The 14,883-nt window shown below is 68.4% G+C and carries 11 protein-coding genes; 2 read left to right on the top strand and 9 right to left on the bottom strand.

Annotation, left to right across the window (positions count from 1 at the left end; translation table 11 throughout):
- Positions 1 to 118: 118 nt before the first annotated feature.
- From JTJ31_RS10440 to JTJ31_RS10415, 6 genes are all read right to left on the bottom strand, one after another.
- Positions 119 to 1,009: a 3'-5' exonuclease family protein gene (locus JTJ31_RS10440; RefSeq protein ID WP_207538602.1), complete on the bottom strand. Its 891-nt coding sequence runs from the start codon at positions 1,007 to 1,009 to the stop codon at positions 119 to 121.
- A gap of 148 nt (positions 1,010 to 1,157) precedes the next feature.
- Positions 1,158 to 2,801: a long-chain-fatty-acid--CoA ligase gene (locus JTJ31_RS10435; RefSeq protein WP_207538601.1), complete on the bottom strand. Its 1,644-nt coding sequence runs from the start codon at positions 2,799 to 2,801 to the stop codon at positions 1,158 to 1,160.
- A 132-nt stretch (positions 2,802 to 2,933) separates the two neighbouring features.
- Positions 2,934 to 4,508, bottom strand: a complete 1,575-nt coding sequence (locus JTJ31_RS10430; RefSeq protein ID WP_207538600.1) for a hydantoinase B/oxoprolinase family protein — start codon at positions 4,506 to 4,508, stop codon at positions 2,934 to 2,936.
- A complete protein-coding gene (locus tag JTJ31_RS10425; RefSeq protein WP_207538599.1) occupies positions 4,508 to 6,592 on the bottom strand; it encodes a hydantoinase/oxoprolinase family protein in 2,085 nt (694 codons plus the stop codon). Before JTJ31_RS10425 ends, JTJ31_RS10430 begins: the two co-directional genes overlap by 1 nt.
- A gap of 8 nt (positions 6,593 to 6,600) precedes the next feature.
- On the bottom strand, positions 6,601 to 7,575 hold the full coding sequence (locus tag JTJ31_RS10420; protein ID WP_207538598.1) for a Bug family tripartite tricarboxylate transporter substrate binding protein: 975 nt from the start codon (positions 7,573 to 7,575) through the stop codon (positions 6,601 to 6,603).
- 24 nt (positions 7,576 to 7,599) lie between these two features.
- Positions 7,600 to 8,841, bottom strand: a complete 1,242-nt coding sequence (locus tag JTJ31_RS10415) for a pyridoxal-phosphate-dependent aminotransferase family protein (protein WP_207538597.1) — start codon at positions 8,839 to 8,841, stop codon at positions 7,600 to 7,602.
- A gap of 102 nt (positions 8,842 to 8,943) precedes the next feature.
- Between JTJ31_RS10415 and JTJ31_RS10410 the strand changes: the two genes are divergently transcribed.
- Positions 8,944 to 9,891, top strand: coding sequence for a LysR substrate-binding domain-containing protein (locus tag JTJ31_RS10410; protein ID WP_207538596.1), 948 nt, complete (start codon positions 8,944 to 8,946; stop codon positions 9,889 to 9,891).
- Between the two features lie 13 nt (positions 9,892 to 9,904).
- Here JTJ31_RS10410 and JTJ31_RS10405 read toward each other — a convergent pair whose 3' ends face one another.
- Together JTJ31_RS10405 and JTJ31_RS10400 are read right to left on the bottom strand one after the other, a co-directional pair.
- Positions 9,905 to 11,347 carry a malonyl-CoA decarboxylase gene (locus JTJ31_RS10405; protein ID WP_207538595.1) on the bottom strand — a complete coding sequence of 481 codons (1,443 nt, stop codon included), beginning with the start codon at positions 11,345 to 11,347 and terminating at the stop codon, positions 9,905 to 9,907.
- A gap of 71 nt (positions 11,348 to 11,418) precedes the next feature.
- Positions 11,419 to 12,402 (bottom strand): Bug family tripartite tricarboxylate transporter substrate binding protein, encoded by a 984-nt coding sequence (locus tag JTJ31_RS10400; protein ID WP_207538594.1) that lies wholly within the window; start codon positions 12,400 to 12,402, stop codon positions 11,419 to 11,421.
- Positions 12,403 to 12,686: 284 nt separating this feature from the next.
- On the opposite strand from JTJ31_RS10400, the gene JTJ31_RS10395 reads away from it, so the two are divergent.
- Positions 12,687 to 14,249, top strand: coding sequence for a serine hydrolase (locus tag JTJ31_RS10395; protein ID WP_207538593.1), 1,563 nt, complete (start codon positions 12,687 to 12,689; stop codon positions 14,247 to 14,249).
- Positions 14,250 to 14,277: 28 nt separating this feature from the next.
- Here JTJ31_RS10395 and JTJ31_RS10390 read toward each other — a convergent pair whose 3' ends face one another.
- Positions 14,278 to 14,673 carry a MerR family transcriptional regulator gene (locus JTJ31_RS10390; protein ID WP_207538592.1) on the bottom strand — a complete coding sequence of 132 codons (396 nt, stop codon included), beginning with the start codon at positions 14,671 to 14,673 and terminating at the stop codon, positions 14,278 to 14,280.
- Between the last annotated feature and the right edge of the window lie 210 nt (positions 14,674 to 14,883).

Here is a 14,883-nt window from a genome sequence, read left to right as displayed (position 1 = left end):
ATCCCTATCCAAGAAGATCAGCCCGGCAAGTGCCGGTTTTTGAAGCCCAGGTAGCCGCGCACGGAATACCTGTCTGCACGGATGCCAGAAATGAAGACGCGGCAAGCCGCGCTTGCGGTCACGCCAAGGCGGGTTCGGCCGGGATAAACCCAGCGAGGCGGGCTTCCTCATCGGCCACGTCCAGTAGCGGCTGCAGATGGTCGAACGGCACGGCACGGCTGCGCACGCACCGGGCGAAGGACCGCCAGCTCAGCGCATGCGCCTGATTGTCGAGCTGACCGCAGCTGAGCTGGTAGCGGAGCCAGACGCCGAACAGCAGGCCCACATCGCCCTCGCAATAGCGCCCGACCTCCTCGATCCGCCCCTCCTCCACCATGGTTTCCACCATGGAACCCTCCACGCCTCCGGCCTTGCCGGGTAGGCCGAGCGCGGCCGCGATCTCCACCAGCTTGCACCGGGGGCCAGACGACCAGTTCGCCAGCACCTCCATCAGATCAAGATGACAATCGGCGTAGCGCTTCCAGTAGTCGTGCGGGGGGCGTGACCCCCTCTCCTTCTCCCACTTCCAGTCCGGCATGTCCGATGGCTGGCGGAAGGTGAGGTTGGGCGCACGCAGGCGAGTGGCGACGACACGGAAGCGAAGGACCGGCAGGTCGAAGCCGGATGTGTTCCAGCCGACGATGCAGGGTTGCTTCGCGGTCTGCGGGCGCTCCCCCATCAGCCGGTCCAGCCGCTCCAGCACGTCCCGTTCGGACAGGTCGCCCGTATGGCGGGTCTGGAGGAGTTCCACCTCCCACGGGCCCTGCCCGTGCATCCGGTGGCACAGGATGACCGAGATGGCAGCGACCTTCTGGAGGATCGGCTTGATGAAGATCGCGTCGTCCGCCTGCCCGGGCCGGCGGCAATGCTCCGTCAGGGCGGCGCGCACCTCCTCGCGTGGCGCGCCCGGCCCGAAGCCCAGCAGAAGCCGTGCCGCATCCAGATCGGGGACCGTCTCGATGTCGAGCACCACTGCGCTTTCCTGGCCCCTCAATTCCGCCCCCTCAAATCATGCCTGGGCCTTTTATACCCAGAGAGGGAGGGGGGAGTGCCAGCGCAAGCTGTTCGCAGGGCCCGGCCCCGGCTCAATCAGCCATTTCGGCCTTTGAGGCCGGACCCTAAGGGGCAGGAAGCTCTGCCTCCTCAGCCGATTGGCGGTCGCGCATGAGAAGGCGAAGCGCCTTCTTGTCCACCTTGCCGGTGGCCGTGTGAGGCAATTCGCCCATGAAGGCGACGTTGTCAGGAAGCCACCACTTGGCAAGCTTGCCTTGGAGAAAGGCGATAATCTCTTGCCGCGTCGGGGCGGTGTTCGGCTTGGGCACGACCAGGAGCAGGGGTCGTTCCCCCCAGCGCGGATGCGGCACCGCGATCGCGGCGGCTTCGGCGATGTCGGGATGACCAGCCGCCGCGTTCTCCAAGGCGACCGAGGAAATCCACTCCCCGCCGGACTTGATCAGGTCCTTCGCGCGGTCCGTGATCTGCATATACCCGTGGGGATCAATCGTCGCGATGTCACCCGTGTCGAGAAAGCCCTCCCCATCCAGCACCGAGCCATCCCGCCCATAATAGGCCCGGGCGACAGCGGGGCCACGCACCTTCAGGCGCCCCGCGGTCTTCCCGTCCCACGGCAGCTCCGTGCCCTCGTCATCGGTGATCTTCAGCTCCACCGTAAAGTGCGGGAAGCCTTGCTTCTCGCGGCGGTCGAGCTCCGCCTCCCCTTCCAGGCCCGCGACCTCTGGCTTGGGCGTGTTGCATGTTCCCGCTGGTGAGGTCTCCGTCATTCCCCATCCGTGGTCGACGCGCACACCGTAGCGTTCGTCATAGGCCTGGATGAGGGATCGGGGCACGGCCGCACCCCCGATCCCGACGCGCCGCAGCGTCGAGAGTTTTGCCCCCGTTGCGTCGAGGTACTGGAGCAGCATCGTCCAAAGGGTCGGGACAGCCGCGGCGTAGGTCGCGCGCCCGATCTCGGCCATCTCGTGCAGCGACGCGGCGTCCAGCTTCGCTCCGGGCAGGATCATCGCGGCACCGGCAATCGGAGCACACAGGGGCAGCAACCAGCCATTGGCATGGAACATCGGAACGACCGCCATCACGCGTTCCGCCGCGTTGAAGCCGAAGCCGTTGCCGCCATTCCAGCTCAAGGCCGCCAGGAGATTCGACCGGTGGCTGTAGAGGACACCCTTTGGCTCCCCGGTGGTGCCGGAGGTGTAGCAGAGGCCAGCGGCCGTGTTCTCATCGAGGCTGGCCCACACGAAATCACCATCCACCTGTCCCAACCAGTCCTCATAGGCCACCGCACCGCGCAAACTCGTGCTCGGCATATGCGCGGCGTCGGTCAGGATGACGTAGCGCTCGATGTGAGGAAGGACGTGTGCGATCTTCTCGAGCAGAGGCACGAAGCTGAGGTCGGCCAGGATCAGCCGGCTCTCGGCGTGGTTCAGGATCCACACCAGTTCCTTCTCGAACAGGCGGGGATTTACCGTATGGTAGATCGCCCCGATGCCGGTGATGCCGTACCAAGCCTCCAGGTGGCGCGACGTGTTCCAAGCCATCGTCGCCACGCGGTCGCCCTGGCGAATGCCCGACCGGGTCAAGCACTGCGCCAAGCGAAGCGCTCTCCGGCGGATGGCAGCGTAATTGGTGTGGTGGATCGGCCCCTCGACGGAGCGCGAGATCACCTCGCGCTGAGGATGCTGCTGGGCCGCATGATCGATGACGCAGTGCATCAAGAGCGGCCAGTCCTGCATCAGGCCCAGCATGGCGTCCTCCCTCCATTCTCGAGGCAGGCCTCCGAAGTCACAGCCGCTCAGCCTGCTCCGTCGCCGCGGAGCTTAGCACCGCAGCACGGCAGCGGAATGATTTATGATCAGGCTCTGTCGTGCATTGCCGGGTCAGCCAAGCCCCTGGGATCCGGTGCCCCCACCTCCGACAGGGCCGTAGCCGCCGCCGCCAGGCGTGCGGATGGTGACGCGGCTGCCCTTCCGCAGCATCTGGAGCTGCCGCGTGTCCACGGCCACGTCGTCGATCAGCACCTCGCCCTTGGCGCCGGACGTGCCGCCGAATAGGCCATGTGCCGCGAACCGCAGGCGCTCCGTCACGAAGACGGCGGCGACGTCCTCCGCCTCGCACTCCACCAAGACCTCCTGTCCCCGGCCACCCCGGTGGCTCCCGGCGCCACCGGAGTCTGGCCGAAGGGCCTTGCAGTGGATGACCACCGGCGCAGTCCGCTCGGCCACCTCGATGGGCGTCGCAGAGATGTTGGACGGCCACGAGATGCAGTCCGCCCCACCTTGGGTCGCGCCCGCGCCTGTCCCGCCATTGAAGAACATGACGTTGGCAAAGGTCTGTCCCCGCGCATCGGTGCCGGCCAGGTTCATGATCCAGAGCGGGCTTCCCGGTGCGGCGCGCACCTTGCCCGGCAGCGCCTCGGCCAGGGCGGTGAAGATCATGACCGGCACATAATGGCCGGTCGCGGCGCGTCCCCCGACGGCGGCGGGATGGCGTGGGTTCAGGATACACCCCTCGGGCGCCAGGACGCGGATCGGCCGGAACACGCCTTCGTTGTTAGGCAGTTCGGGCAGGAGCAGCGCCTTCAGCGCGAAATTGGTCATCGCCGTGGTGTAGGCCATGACACAGTTCACGGCGCGGCGCTGCTGCGGGCTCGTCCCAGCAAAATCCACCGTGACCTCGCCGCCGCGCAGAGTGACCTCGACATTGAAGGTGAAAGGCTCCTCCAGGCCGTCCGTCTCCATGGTGGCGCGCCAAGTGCCTTCGGGCAGCAGCGCGATGCGCCGTCGCATCTCGGCCTCGGAGCGGTCGAAGATCTCTGAGGCAACGGACGAGAGGTCTGCCATCCGGTGATCCTCCAGCGCTCGGCAGACCCGGTCCTCGATGAGGGTCACCGCGCCGACCTGAGCCCAGACATCGCCCTCGGTCTGGTCCGGCGTCCGGACATTGGCTCGCAGGAGGGTCAGGAGTGTAGCGTCCACTACCTCACCGCGCATCAGGCGCATCGGCGGGATGTGGAAGCCTTCCTCGAACAGCTCGCGCGCCTCGGTGCTTCGGATGCGGCCGCCGATATCCGGCACGTGGCTCGTTGTGGCTGCAAAGCCCACGACGCGGCTGCCGAGGAAGATCGGTCGCACGATCGAGATGTCGTTGAGGTGGCCAGTGCCGATCCAGGGATTGTTCGTGATGAACACGTCACCCGGCTGCATCTGATCCGGCGGGAATGCCGCGCGGACAGCACGCACCGTCCCAGGCAACGTGCCGATGAAGCTCGGGATGGAGCCCGTGTTCTGCGCGAGCGAACGGCCTTCTGTATCCGTGAGCACGCAGGCAAAGTCGTTCGCCTCGTTGGAAAGGGTCGAGAAGGAGGTACGGACGATCGCCTTCGCCGCCTCGTCCACGGCCGCGATGAGCCGCGTCCAGACCAGTTCCAGCGTGACGGGGTCGAGATGCATCATCAGCCCAGCTCCACCAGGATATTGCCCGAGCGCAGCACGGCGAAGCGCGCATCTGGTCCGACCACGAGGGTCGAGCCCGCTTCCTCGACGAGGGCCGGACCAGCGGCCTTGAAGCCTGCGGGGAGCGCGGCGCGGCGGTATACGGCGGCCTCGTGCTCCTCTCCGCCGATGACGATGCGTCGTTGGCGGGAAGCGGCCCTGCCCGCTTCCGCTTCGGGTGCGACGCCGGTGGGCGCCCCGCCCCGGGCGCCACGCAGCACGACGCGAGCATGGACAAGCTCGATCGGCACCGCGGGTGGCGGCCGGCTGTAGCGCGCGACATAGGCGACACGGAACGCGTCGCGGATAAGGGACCGCACCGCCTCGTCCTCCTCGGGCCAGGGCGCAGGCGGCAGGTTGACCGGCATGTACGCGCCCTGGCCGACGCAGCGCGCGTCCACCAAGCGGCCTGCCGCCAGTTCCCCGCCGGTCCACCCGCCGTCGGAGAGCACTTGGCGCGCCTCCTCCTCCAGCCCGCCGAAGGCGGCGGCGAGGGAGGAGGCCGTGCAGGCATCGAGACGCTGGCCGAGGCTCATGACCCGGTCCACCCGCGGCGGGGCGGCGAGCATGCCCAGCGCGGAGGCGACGCCCGCCTCGGGCGGAATGATCATGCGCCGGATACCGAGCTTGCGTGCTAAATGGTGCCCGTGCACCGGCCCGCCGCCGCCCGTGCAGACCAGCGTGAACTCCGAGGCGTCCCGGCCACGTTCGGCGAGGTGCGTGCGCGCCGCACCAGCCATCGCCTCCGTCGCAACGTCATGAATCCCCCAGGCCGCGGCCTCGGGCGCGATGCCGAGCGCCTCCGCCAGCGCCCCCACCGCCGAGGCTGCCGCGTCCCTGTCGAGGGGTAGCCGGCCGCCCGCGAAGCTCGCCGGATCAAGGTAGCCGAGCAGGAGGTTGGCGTCGGTCACCGTCGGCTGCGTGCCACCTCGCCCATAGGAAGCAGGGCCGGGCTCCGATCCCGCGCTGTCCGGCCCGACCTTCAGCAGCCCAATCGGGTCGCGGCGAGCGATGGAGCCACCGCCGGCACCAATCTCGATGAGATCGACGGTGGAGATCCGGATCGGCAGACCGCTTCCCTCGATGAAGCGTGCCTGGCGCGCGGCCTCGAAGCCGAACACCACCTCGGGCTCGCCCTTCTCGACGACGCAAAGCTTTGCCGTCGTGCCGCCGAGGTCGAAGGCCAGCAGGCGACTTTCCCCCTCGCCGGCCAGGAAGGCGGCTGCGAGCGCCCCCGCCGCCGGGCCCGACTCAAGCAGTTGCACCGGCGCGCGCCGGGCCTCGGCCACGTGGGTGAGCCCGCCATTCGAGAGCATGAGCAGCAGAGGGGCTTCGATGCCGAGCGTCGCGAGTTCGGTCCCCAGCCGGGCCAGGTAGCGCTCCGCGAGCGGCGCGACATAGGCGTTCGCCGTCGCCGTCGAGCCACGGTCATACTCGCGCACCTCTCGCACGATGCCGTGCGAGGCCGTGACCGAAAGTGCTGGGAAGCGCTTCGCGAGATGCGTGACTGCCTCCATCTCGTGCTGCGGATGGAGATCGCTGTGCAGGAACAGCACGGCGAGGGCCTCCGCCCCCATCGCCACCGCTTCGGCGGCGCGCTGCTCAAGTGCTGCGAGGTCGAGAGGCACGAGAACCGTGCCATCCGCCTTGACCCGCTCAGGCACCTCAAAGCGAAGTTCGTCCGGCACGAGAGGCTCCGGCGGACGGAGCTGGAGGTCATATAGCTCGTAGCGCCGTTCGCGCCCGATATGGAGCAGGTCGCGGAAGCCCGCGGTCGTGATCAGCGCCGTCACGGCGCCCTTGCGTTCGATCAGCGCGTTGGTGAAGAGCGTCGTCGCATGGACCACGCGCCCGACCTCCCCGGGCGACACGCCTGCCTGCTCAAGCAAACGTCGCGTCCCTGCCAGGATGCCCTGGACGGGATCAGCATGGGTTGTCAGCACCTTCAGGGTGCCGGAGCGCTCCCTCGTAGGCCCATGCAGCACGAGGTCGGTAAAGGTGCCCCCGATGTCGATGCCGAGGGAGAGCGCAGCATTCGCCGCCATGACGTCACTCACTGGATGCGGATCTGCGCGTCCTGGATGACGCGCGTCCAACGGGTGGTCTCCTCGGCAACCAGGCGGCCCAGCTCCTCCGGCGGGCCGTCCGCTGGCTCGGCGCCGAGATCCTCCATGCGCTGCCGCACGGACGGGATCGCCATGATCCTTCGGAAGCCTTGATTCAGCCTGGCCACCAGAGGTGCCGGCGTGGCGGCCGGCGCGAAGAGGGCGAACCAGGAGACGACGCCATAGCCCGGCACCCCGGCCTCGGAGACCGTGGGGAGGTCGGGCGTGGCTTTCGCACGCCAGGGCGAGGTGACGGCCAGGGCGCGCAGCCTTCCATCGCGCACATGCTGGATAGCGCCCGGCAGGTTCTCGAACATGAGCTGGATCTGGCCGGCCTGGAGGTCGATCAGCGCCGCACCGCTGCCGCGATACGGAATATGCACGATCTGTGCGTCGGTCATGAGGCGGAACAGCTCGCCCGACAAATGCGTCGTCGCGCCATTGCCGGCGGAGCCATAGTTGATACTACCGGGCCGCGCGCGCGCCGCCGCGATCAACTCAGCGATGCTCCGCACCGGCAAACTGGGATTCACCACCACGATGTTCGGGACGTTGGCGACCAGCGTGACCGGCGCGAAGTCGCGGATCGGATCGTAAGTCAGGTTGGGATACAGCGCCTTCGCGGTCGCATGCGTCCCGGGCGTGCCCATGACCAGCGTCGTGCCGTCAGGCGCCGCCTGCGCCACCTGCGCCGTCCCGACCGTGCCACCGGCACCCGGCCGGAGATCGACCACGAGAGGCTGACCGAACTCGGCCTGGAAATGCTCGGCGAGGATTCGGGCAAGGATGTCGGTGGTGCCGCCGGGCGCATAGGGCACGACCAGCCGCACCGGGCGGGTTGGCAGGTCCTGTGCAAGGGCGGAAATGCCGGGGGATGCGAGCAGCGGCGTCAGCCCGCCCAGCAAGAATGCGCGCCTCGTCATGGATGCATGCTCCTTTCGCACCTGTCAGCCGTAACTGGCGGCCGGCTTGCCGTCCTGGGATGGCGCGCTGCCCATTTCGGGCGTGGTCGCGTGCAGGCTCCGGGCAGCCGCGGCGACCCCTGCCCCGATTTCAAGGGGATGGCCAAGCCCGACGAGAACCTGCTCGAGCTCCTGCAGATCCGTCAGGATGTCGCTGGGTGCGAGGAACCCCATGGTGCCGATGCGGATCACGCGACCCGCGAGGCGGTTCCGTGCCCCCGCAATCACGGAGCCGTATCGATCGCGCATTGCACGCACGATCGCGCCGCCCTCCAGCCCCGGCGGGACGGAAAGCACGACAACGGAGGAAGAGCGTGTCGGCGCCCGCGTGAAATCCGGGAGGCCGATGGCCGTGGCACCCGCGCGAAGCGCCGATGACAGCGCCCGGTGCCGGGTCAGCACGGAATCCAGCCCCTCGGCATGGATCATCCCGAGCGCCTCGACCAAGGCGGCGACGAGCGCGGTCGGCGGGGTGAAGGGCGTTTCCCCCTTGTTCGCGGAGTCGAGGGCGCGCCGGAAGTCGAAGTAGAAGCGCGGCATCGTTGTCTGCCGTGCCACGACCGCGCGCGCCTTGGCACTGAGGCTGACCAGGCCGAGCCCCGGCGGGCACATCAGCGCCTTCTGCGAAGCGGAGACGACGACATCCACGCCCCATTCGTCCTGCCGCATGGGGACTGCGCCGAGGCCGCTTACCGAATCCACGACCAGGATCTCGGGCCGGTCGCGCAGCAGCGCGCCGAGCTCGGCCAGGTCGGCGACCGCGCCCGTCGAGCTTTCATTGTGAATGACGGTGACGGCACGATAGCGCGCGGCGTCGAGGCGCGCGGCCACGGCGCCGATATCGATGCCCTCCCCCCACTCCATCTCCATGCGGTCCACCTGCGCCCCAAGCGCCTCGCCGATCGCGGCGAAGCGTTCGCCGAACTGGCCATGGATGATGCAGAGCAGCCTCTCACCAGGGGCGAGGAGGTTGAGCAGCGCCGCCTCCATCATGCCCGTGCCGGAACAACCAAAGAAAAGCACGGGATTCTCCGTGCCAAGGATCGGGCGCAGCAGTTGCTCCGCGGCGGCAAGCTGGTCGCGGAACTCCGGGCCACGGTGGTTGAGCACGGGACGGGCCATGGCAGCGCGCACGCGCTCGGGCACCGCTGTCGGACCCGGGAGGCGCAATCGGTAGGCAGTGGGCACGCCTTCGGAACCGGTTCGCGGCTTCACGACCTCGTTCACCGAATCTCGTCTCCCGTCACTTCGACCGCCGAGCCTAGGCATGAGCCGAGGTGCCGTCCAATATCGAACTCCGCTTGCGTGATAGTCTGGGAGTATCACCGCATGGAGCTGCGGCACCTCCGCTACGTCGTCGCCTTGGCCGATGAACTGCATTTCGGTCGGGCGGCGGCGCGACTTGGTATCTCGCAGCCGCCCTTGAGCCAGCAACTCGCCATGCTCGAAAGGCAACTTGGGGTCCGTCTCTTCGACAGAGACCGTCGCGGGGTGCGGCTGACCAGCGCGGGCACGCTGTTCGTCGTGGAGGCGCGGATGGCGCTGCGCGCGGCGGAGCGGGCCCGGGACGTCGCGCTGCAGGCCGAGCGGGGAGAAGTCGGGGAGCTGCGCATCGGCCTCTTTGCATCTGCCCCCCTCACCCGTGGCGTCGCGGGCGCGATCAGCGACTTCCGCGCTGCCTATCCCGGCGCGCGGCTCATGCTGACGGAGGCCCCCTCCCATAGGCAGGTGCGGGCGCTGGCAGAGGGAGGGCTGGACCTGGGTTTCCTGCGCAGCCCAGCCAAGCCCCTGCTGCCCCCGGGCTTAGAGGCGATCGAGGCCGTGCGCGAACCGCTTTGCGTCGTGGTGCCGGCACGGCACGCCCTGGCCCGGCATGCAGGACCGGTTCCTGTCGAGCTTCTCGCTGGGGAGCCGATGGTGTTCTTCGACCGAAGCTTCAGCGCGTCCATGTACGACCAGATCCACGCGCTTTGCACGGCCGCGGGCTTCACCCCGAACATCGTGCAGGAGGCGAACGCCAACACCATGATCCTTGGCCTTGTCGCCGCAGGGCTCGGTGTCTCCATCCTTCCCGCGGCACAATGCGCCATGCGCCCCGACCGCGTTCGCGTGCGTCCGATTGCGGCGAAGGCGGCCGTGACCGCGAGCTGGCTTGCCTATCGCCTTGACGATTCCAGCCTGCTCGCGCGCCGCTTCGTCGAACTGGTCCGCAGCCGCGGCATCAGCACGGAGCTTCTGCCAGGAAAACAGGGGCGCCCACGCCGCGCGACGAGCTGACGGGCCTCAAGACCTAGGGCTTGGGCGGCGACGACAGCAGGGCCTCAACCTCGGCCGAGCGGATGATCCGGCCGCTGCGGACGAAGGCTTCGTGGTTCGCCTCAATCGTGTCGCGGTCATAAAGGTAGTTCACCATAAGGCCATAGGACTCACGCATGCCGCGTGCGGAGGTATTCGCCAACGGGTTGAGGCGTTCCAGACGCGCGCCGTTCCCCAGGTGAAACCGCGCCACAGGGTCCATCCGCGCCCCGAGCCGCGTGGGCTGAGTCAGGTAGAGGGCGCATAGCCGCAGCAAGGGCCCATTCAGCGCCGCAGACCGGGTCCCGTCGCGCCAGCCTTCGCCGGCTATTGCCTTGGCGATCAGCTCGGCCGGATTGCTGTCCTCAGGGAGCCCGGTCTCCGCGGCAAGCACCTCGGTCTCTCCGGGGCTTAGTGCTTCCGCCCCGTCAGGTCCCGCCAAATACCGGTCCAGCCAGCGGCGGAATCCCGGAATCGGCGAGAGGGTCGCAAAGCGCGTTAGGGCCGGCAGCTCGGCCTTCAGCTCTTCGACGACCTGCTTGATCAGGAAGTTGCCGAAGGAAATGCCTCGCAGCCCCTCCTGGCAGTTGGAGATGGAGTAGAAGGTGGCCGTGTCCGCGGTTCCGGCACGACGCCGGCGGGCCTCGTGGCTGTCGCTACGATCAAGGGCCAGCAGGGGCTGCACGGCGCTGGCCAATCCGTGCGTGAGCGCGACCTCGACGAAGATCAGGGGCTCACCGGGAAGCGCGGGGTGGAAGAAGGCGAAGCAGCGCCGATCAGGGGCCAGTCGGCGGCGCAGATCCTCCCAGCCCTGGATCTCGTGGACGGCTTCGTAGGCGATCAGCTTCTCCAGCACCGCGGCCGGGGTCTGCCAGTCGATCCGGCGCAGTTCCAGGAAGCCTCGGTTGAACCAGGATGCCAGCAGGTGGTGGAAATCGGCATCCAGCAGCTTGAGCACGGGGTGGGCATCCGCATGAGCCAGCAGCTCCTCGCGCAGCAGGATCAGGGCGTGGGTGCTGCCGGGCGCCATGTTCATGCGCCGAAGCAGCTCTTGCCGGGGTGCCTCGGCGGCTTGGCAGAGGGCGGCGGCGCGCGCAGGCGTTGGTTCAACGAGATATGCCTCGGCCGCTGCGCGCAACACCTGCGGGTCGGGCGCGAAGCTCTCGGCCAGGAAAACCAGGAAACCGATGCGGTCTTCGGGAGAGAGTTCGCACAGCGTGTCGTGCAGCTCGCGCGCGACCGCGGCGCCAGAGGCCTCCCCCCGCTCCGAGAGCAGCGCCTGGGCAAGCTGGCGTGCCCGCTCCGGTGCGGGAATGGAGGCGGCAGGGACGGCTGCGTAGGCCTCGCCGCGATCGGCGATCCCTGACCACATCTTGTCCAGCCATGCGCGAGCGTCGGAAGCAAGGGAGGACACGGTGCTCAATGGGGACGACACCATCGTTGCTGCTCCTCGACGCTGTGCGCTCGCCGGCTTCCCTGCCAGTCCACGGGTTCCCGCCGCGGGACGGGCTAGTCCGCCGTGATCCCGGCTTCGCGGATCAGAGTACCAAGTCTTGCCGTCTCGTCGCGAAGTTCCTGCGTCGCCTCGGCCGCGCTGCCGCTCACCGCAACAGCGCCGATATCGATGATGCGCTGCCGAACGGCCGGCTCCTCCAACACCCTGCGGAACGCGCCGTTCAGCGTCGCGATCACCGCAGGCGGCGTGCCGGCCGGTACGACCAGCCGGGCCCGGGCTGAGGAATCCAAGCCAGGCACGCCGGCTTCGCCCATGGTCGGCACCTCGGGAAGCTGCGGCGCTCGCTCCCGTCCGGTGACGCCCAGCGCGACCACCTCTCCCGACCGGACCTGCGCGAGCGCGCTTGCGACCGTATCGAAGTAGAAATCCACGCGCCCGGAGATCACGTCGGTCAGCGCGGCCGCACCGGAGCGATAGGGGACGTTCACCATCTCCTGCCCGCTGAAGCGGCGGAAAATCTCGGCCGCGAGGTGGTTCGACGAGCCGGCGCCCGGCGAGGCATAGGAGAGGCCCCGGCTGGTTTCGCGCGCCTTGCGGAGGAGGCCCTGCACGTCGGTCACGCCCAGGCTGCGCGGCACCACCAGCACCAGCGGCAGGTCGGCGACGGAGATCACCGGCGCCAGCGCGGTATTCGGGTCGAAGGGAGAAGGCCGGTACAGCGCTGGTGCCGTGGCACAGATCGGCGGGCAGATGGCCAGGGTGTAGCCGTCCGGGCGGGCCTGAGCCAGCGCGACAATGCCGACCGTCGCGCCGCCACCCGCACGGTTCTCTACCACCACGTTTTGGCCAAGCACCTGCCCTGCCCGCTCCGCTACGACGCGTGCGAGCAGATCGGTGCCGCCGCCCGGGCCGAAGGGCACGATCAGGCGCAGGGGGCGGTCCGGGAAGCTCTGCGCGGCAGCGGGCGCGGCAAGGCCTCCGCACAGGGCGAGGCCAAGCGCCAGGGTACGCAGCAGGCTGGGGCGGGCTGATGTCATTGGTCTGGACCTCCTTGGAAACAGTGTCGGGAGGTGACGACGGCGTCCTCGGAAGGCGGCCGAGCCCAGACGACACTGCAAAACATAACGTTTTCCTTGGGCGGCGCGTGCTATGCCGCCCGCAGGGGCGATAACTTCTATTCCGCCTCCCGGGAACCACGCGTGGAGCCCACCAGCCACCCAATCCCTGCGCTTCCAATCCGCGCCAGGGATCTCCAGCCAAGATCCTTGCCGGTCTCAGCGCCGGGGCCGCAACATCGGCCCCCGGCAAGTGGAGGCGCGGAATGACACTGTTTCGGCGCGCAGCACTCCAGGGCATCGCCCTGGCACTCTTCGGGGTCCACGCAGCGACTTCGACGGGCACCGCAACCACGGCGGCAAGTCGGGATGATGTAACCCAGCGTCTCCACGAGCTGGATACGCTCATCGAGGAGATGCTGAGGCGGACCGGCGTGCCTGGGCTGTCGCTCGCCGTGGTCCAACACGACCGCGTCGTCCATCTCCGCGGCTTCGGCCTGCGTGAGGTGGGCCGGCCGGAGCCTGTGGACGCCGATACCGTCTTCCAACTCGCCTCCCTGTCCAAGCCGGTCGCCACCACCGTGATCGCGGCCCTGGTGGGCGATGGGCGGGTGGCCTGGGACGATCCGATCATCCGCCACGACCCCGGCTTCGCGCTGGAAGACGCATGGACGACGCGCACCGTGACGCTGCGCGACATGCTCGCTCACCGCAGCGGCCTGCCCGACCACGCCGGCGATGCCCTGGAGGACCTGGGCTATGACCGCGCCGAGGTTCTGCGGCGCCTGCGTCACTTTCGGCTGGGCGGCTTCCGTTCGAGCTACGCCTACACAAATTTCGGCTTCACCGCGGCAGCCGTCGCGGCAGCCCAGGCTGCAGGGCGGTCCTGGGAAGACCTGTCCCTCGAGCGGCTCTACCGCCCGCTCGGCATGACGCGCACCAGTTCGCGCTTTTTAGAGTTCCAGGCCGCGCCGAACCGGGCGGTCGGGCATATGCGGCGGGACGGCGCCAGCTGGGTGCCCGGGCTGATGCGCGAGCCCGACGCGCAATCGCCCGCGGGTGGGGTCAGTTCAACAGCGCGCGACATGGCCGCGTGGCTGCGCCTCCAAATGGGCCGCGGGACCGTGGACGGCGCCACGGTCGTCAAGGCCGAGGCGCTCGACGAGACCCACCGGCCCCAGATGGCGAGCGCGCCGGCGGGCGATCCGGCACGGGACCGGACCGGCTTCTATGGCCTCGGCTGGAATATCGGCCAGGACGAGGCAGGACGCATTCTCTGGAACCACTCAGGCGCCTTCAACCTCGGCGCCGCGACCTCGGTCCACATCCTCCCTGCCGAGGGGCTTGGCATCGTCGTGCTCACCAATGCGCAGCCGGTCGGCGTGCCGGAGGCGGTATGCCGCTGCTTCCTGGACCTCGCCACGGCCGGGCGGGTCACGCGCGACTGGCTGGCACTGTTCGGCGAGGCCTTCACCAAGATGTCCGCACCGAACTACGGGACGGCGGTGGATTACGCGCGGCCGCCATCCCCACCCTTCCCTCCTTTGCCGGATACCGCATACGCGGGCCTCTATCGCAGCGAGCTGTTCGGGGACGCTGAAATCGCCACCGGAACCAATGGGCTGGAGCTGCGTCTCGGCCCCCGGCGAGCCGCCTTCGCGCTCCGTCACTTCGACCGGGACGTGTTCACCTACCAGCCAGTCGGCGAAAACGCCTATGGACCGAGCGCGGTGGCCTTCGCGGTAGGTGCGGACCGGAAGGCGACCTCGGCCACGATCGAGAACCTCGCCACGGAGGGGCAGGGCCGCTTCGACCGCGCCCCTGGGTGACGTGGTCCCGCTTGGGGCTGCCGCGCGCTCAGCTCGACGTATCGAGTTCCGCCGCCTCGAAGCGAGGCGCCTCGGGCTTCTCCTGGGAATCAATCGTGTCGGCCAGATGGCGCAGCGCCTGTGCCATGGCCTGCATGGAGTGAGCCTTCTCCTCCAGGGCCTCGACATGCCCCATCGCGACGGCCCGCAGCTCCTCTGGCGCCTTCTGGTTGTCGCTCCACAGCGCCAGGATGCTCTTCACGTCGGCGAGCGGGAAAGCCAGGTCCCGCGCGTGGCGGATGAAGCGCAGGATCGAAACCGTCTTTTCCGTATAGGCGCGATAGTTGTTCGCGCGGCGCTCAGGACGGACCAGTCCCAGCGACTCGTAATGGCGAATCATCTTCGCTGAAACACCGCTCTGGTTGGACGCTTCGCCAATATTCATCGTGATACTCCCTGCTCAGGATCGTCTGCTTCGATTCCACAACGCTCGTGCGGTGCATATGATGCATAAGCATCGAAATCCTGACAGCCCATCCGAGAAGTTTGTTTTCACGCTGAGGGCCTTGCGGCTAACCGCCGAAGCATGATGCGGATCATGGCCATGCGGACGAAGGCGGCGGCGATGCGGCAGTGCCGCTCGAAATCGCGGGCC

The sequence above is a fragment of the Sabulicella rubraurantiaca genome (assembly GCF_017355885.1).
GTDB classification, from domain to species: domain Bacteria; phylum Pseudomonadota; class Alphaproteobacteria; order Acetobacterales; family Acetobacteraceae; genus Roseococcus; species Roseococcus rubraurantiacus.
This window is presented reverse-complemented; position numbering and strand designations above follow the sequence as displayed.

What these genes read in the sequence shown, in the direction of transcription:
- JTJ31_RS10435 (WP_207538601.1), bottom strand. Translation starts at nt 2,801, where the DNA reads ATGCTGGGCCTGATGCAGGACTGGCCGCTCTTGATGCACTGCGTCATC.
- JTJ31_RS10430 (WP_207538600.1), bottom strand. Translation starts at nt 4,508, where the DNA reads ATGATGCATCTCGACCCCGTCACGCTGGAACTGGTCTGGACGCGGCTC.
- JTJ31_RS10425 (WP_207538599.1), bottom strand. Translation starts at nt 6,592, where the DNA reads ATGGCGGCGAATGCTGCGCTCTCCCTCGGCATCGACATCGGGGGCACC.
- JTJ31_RS10420 (WP_207538598.1), bottom strand. Translation starts at nt 7,575, where the DNA reads ATGACGAGGCGCGCATTCTTGCTGGGCGGGCTGACGCCGCTGCTCGCA.
- JTJ31_RS10410 (WP_207538596.1), top strand. Translation starts at nt 8,944, where the DNA reads ATGGAGCTGCGGCACCTCCGCTACGTCGTCGCCTTGGCCGATGAACTG.
- JTJ31_RS10405 (WP_207538595.1), bottom strand. Translation starts at nt 11,347, where the DNA reads ATGGTGTCGTCCCCATTGAGCACCGTGTCCTCCCTTGCTTCCGACGCT.
- JTJ31_RS10400 (WP_207538594.1), bottom strand. Translation starts at nt 12,402, where the DNA reads ATGACATCAGCCCGCCCCAGCCTGCTGCGTACCCTGGCGCTTGGCCTC.
- JTJ31_RS10395 (WP_207538593.1), top strand. Translation starts at nt 12,687, where the DNA reads ATGACACTGTTTCGGCGCGCAGCACTCCAGGGCATCGCCCTGGCACTC.
- JTJ31_RS10390 (WP_207538592.1), bottom strand. Translation starts at nt 14,673, where the DNA reads ATGAATATTGGCGAAGCGTCCAACCAGAGCGGTGTTTCAGCGAAGATG.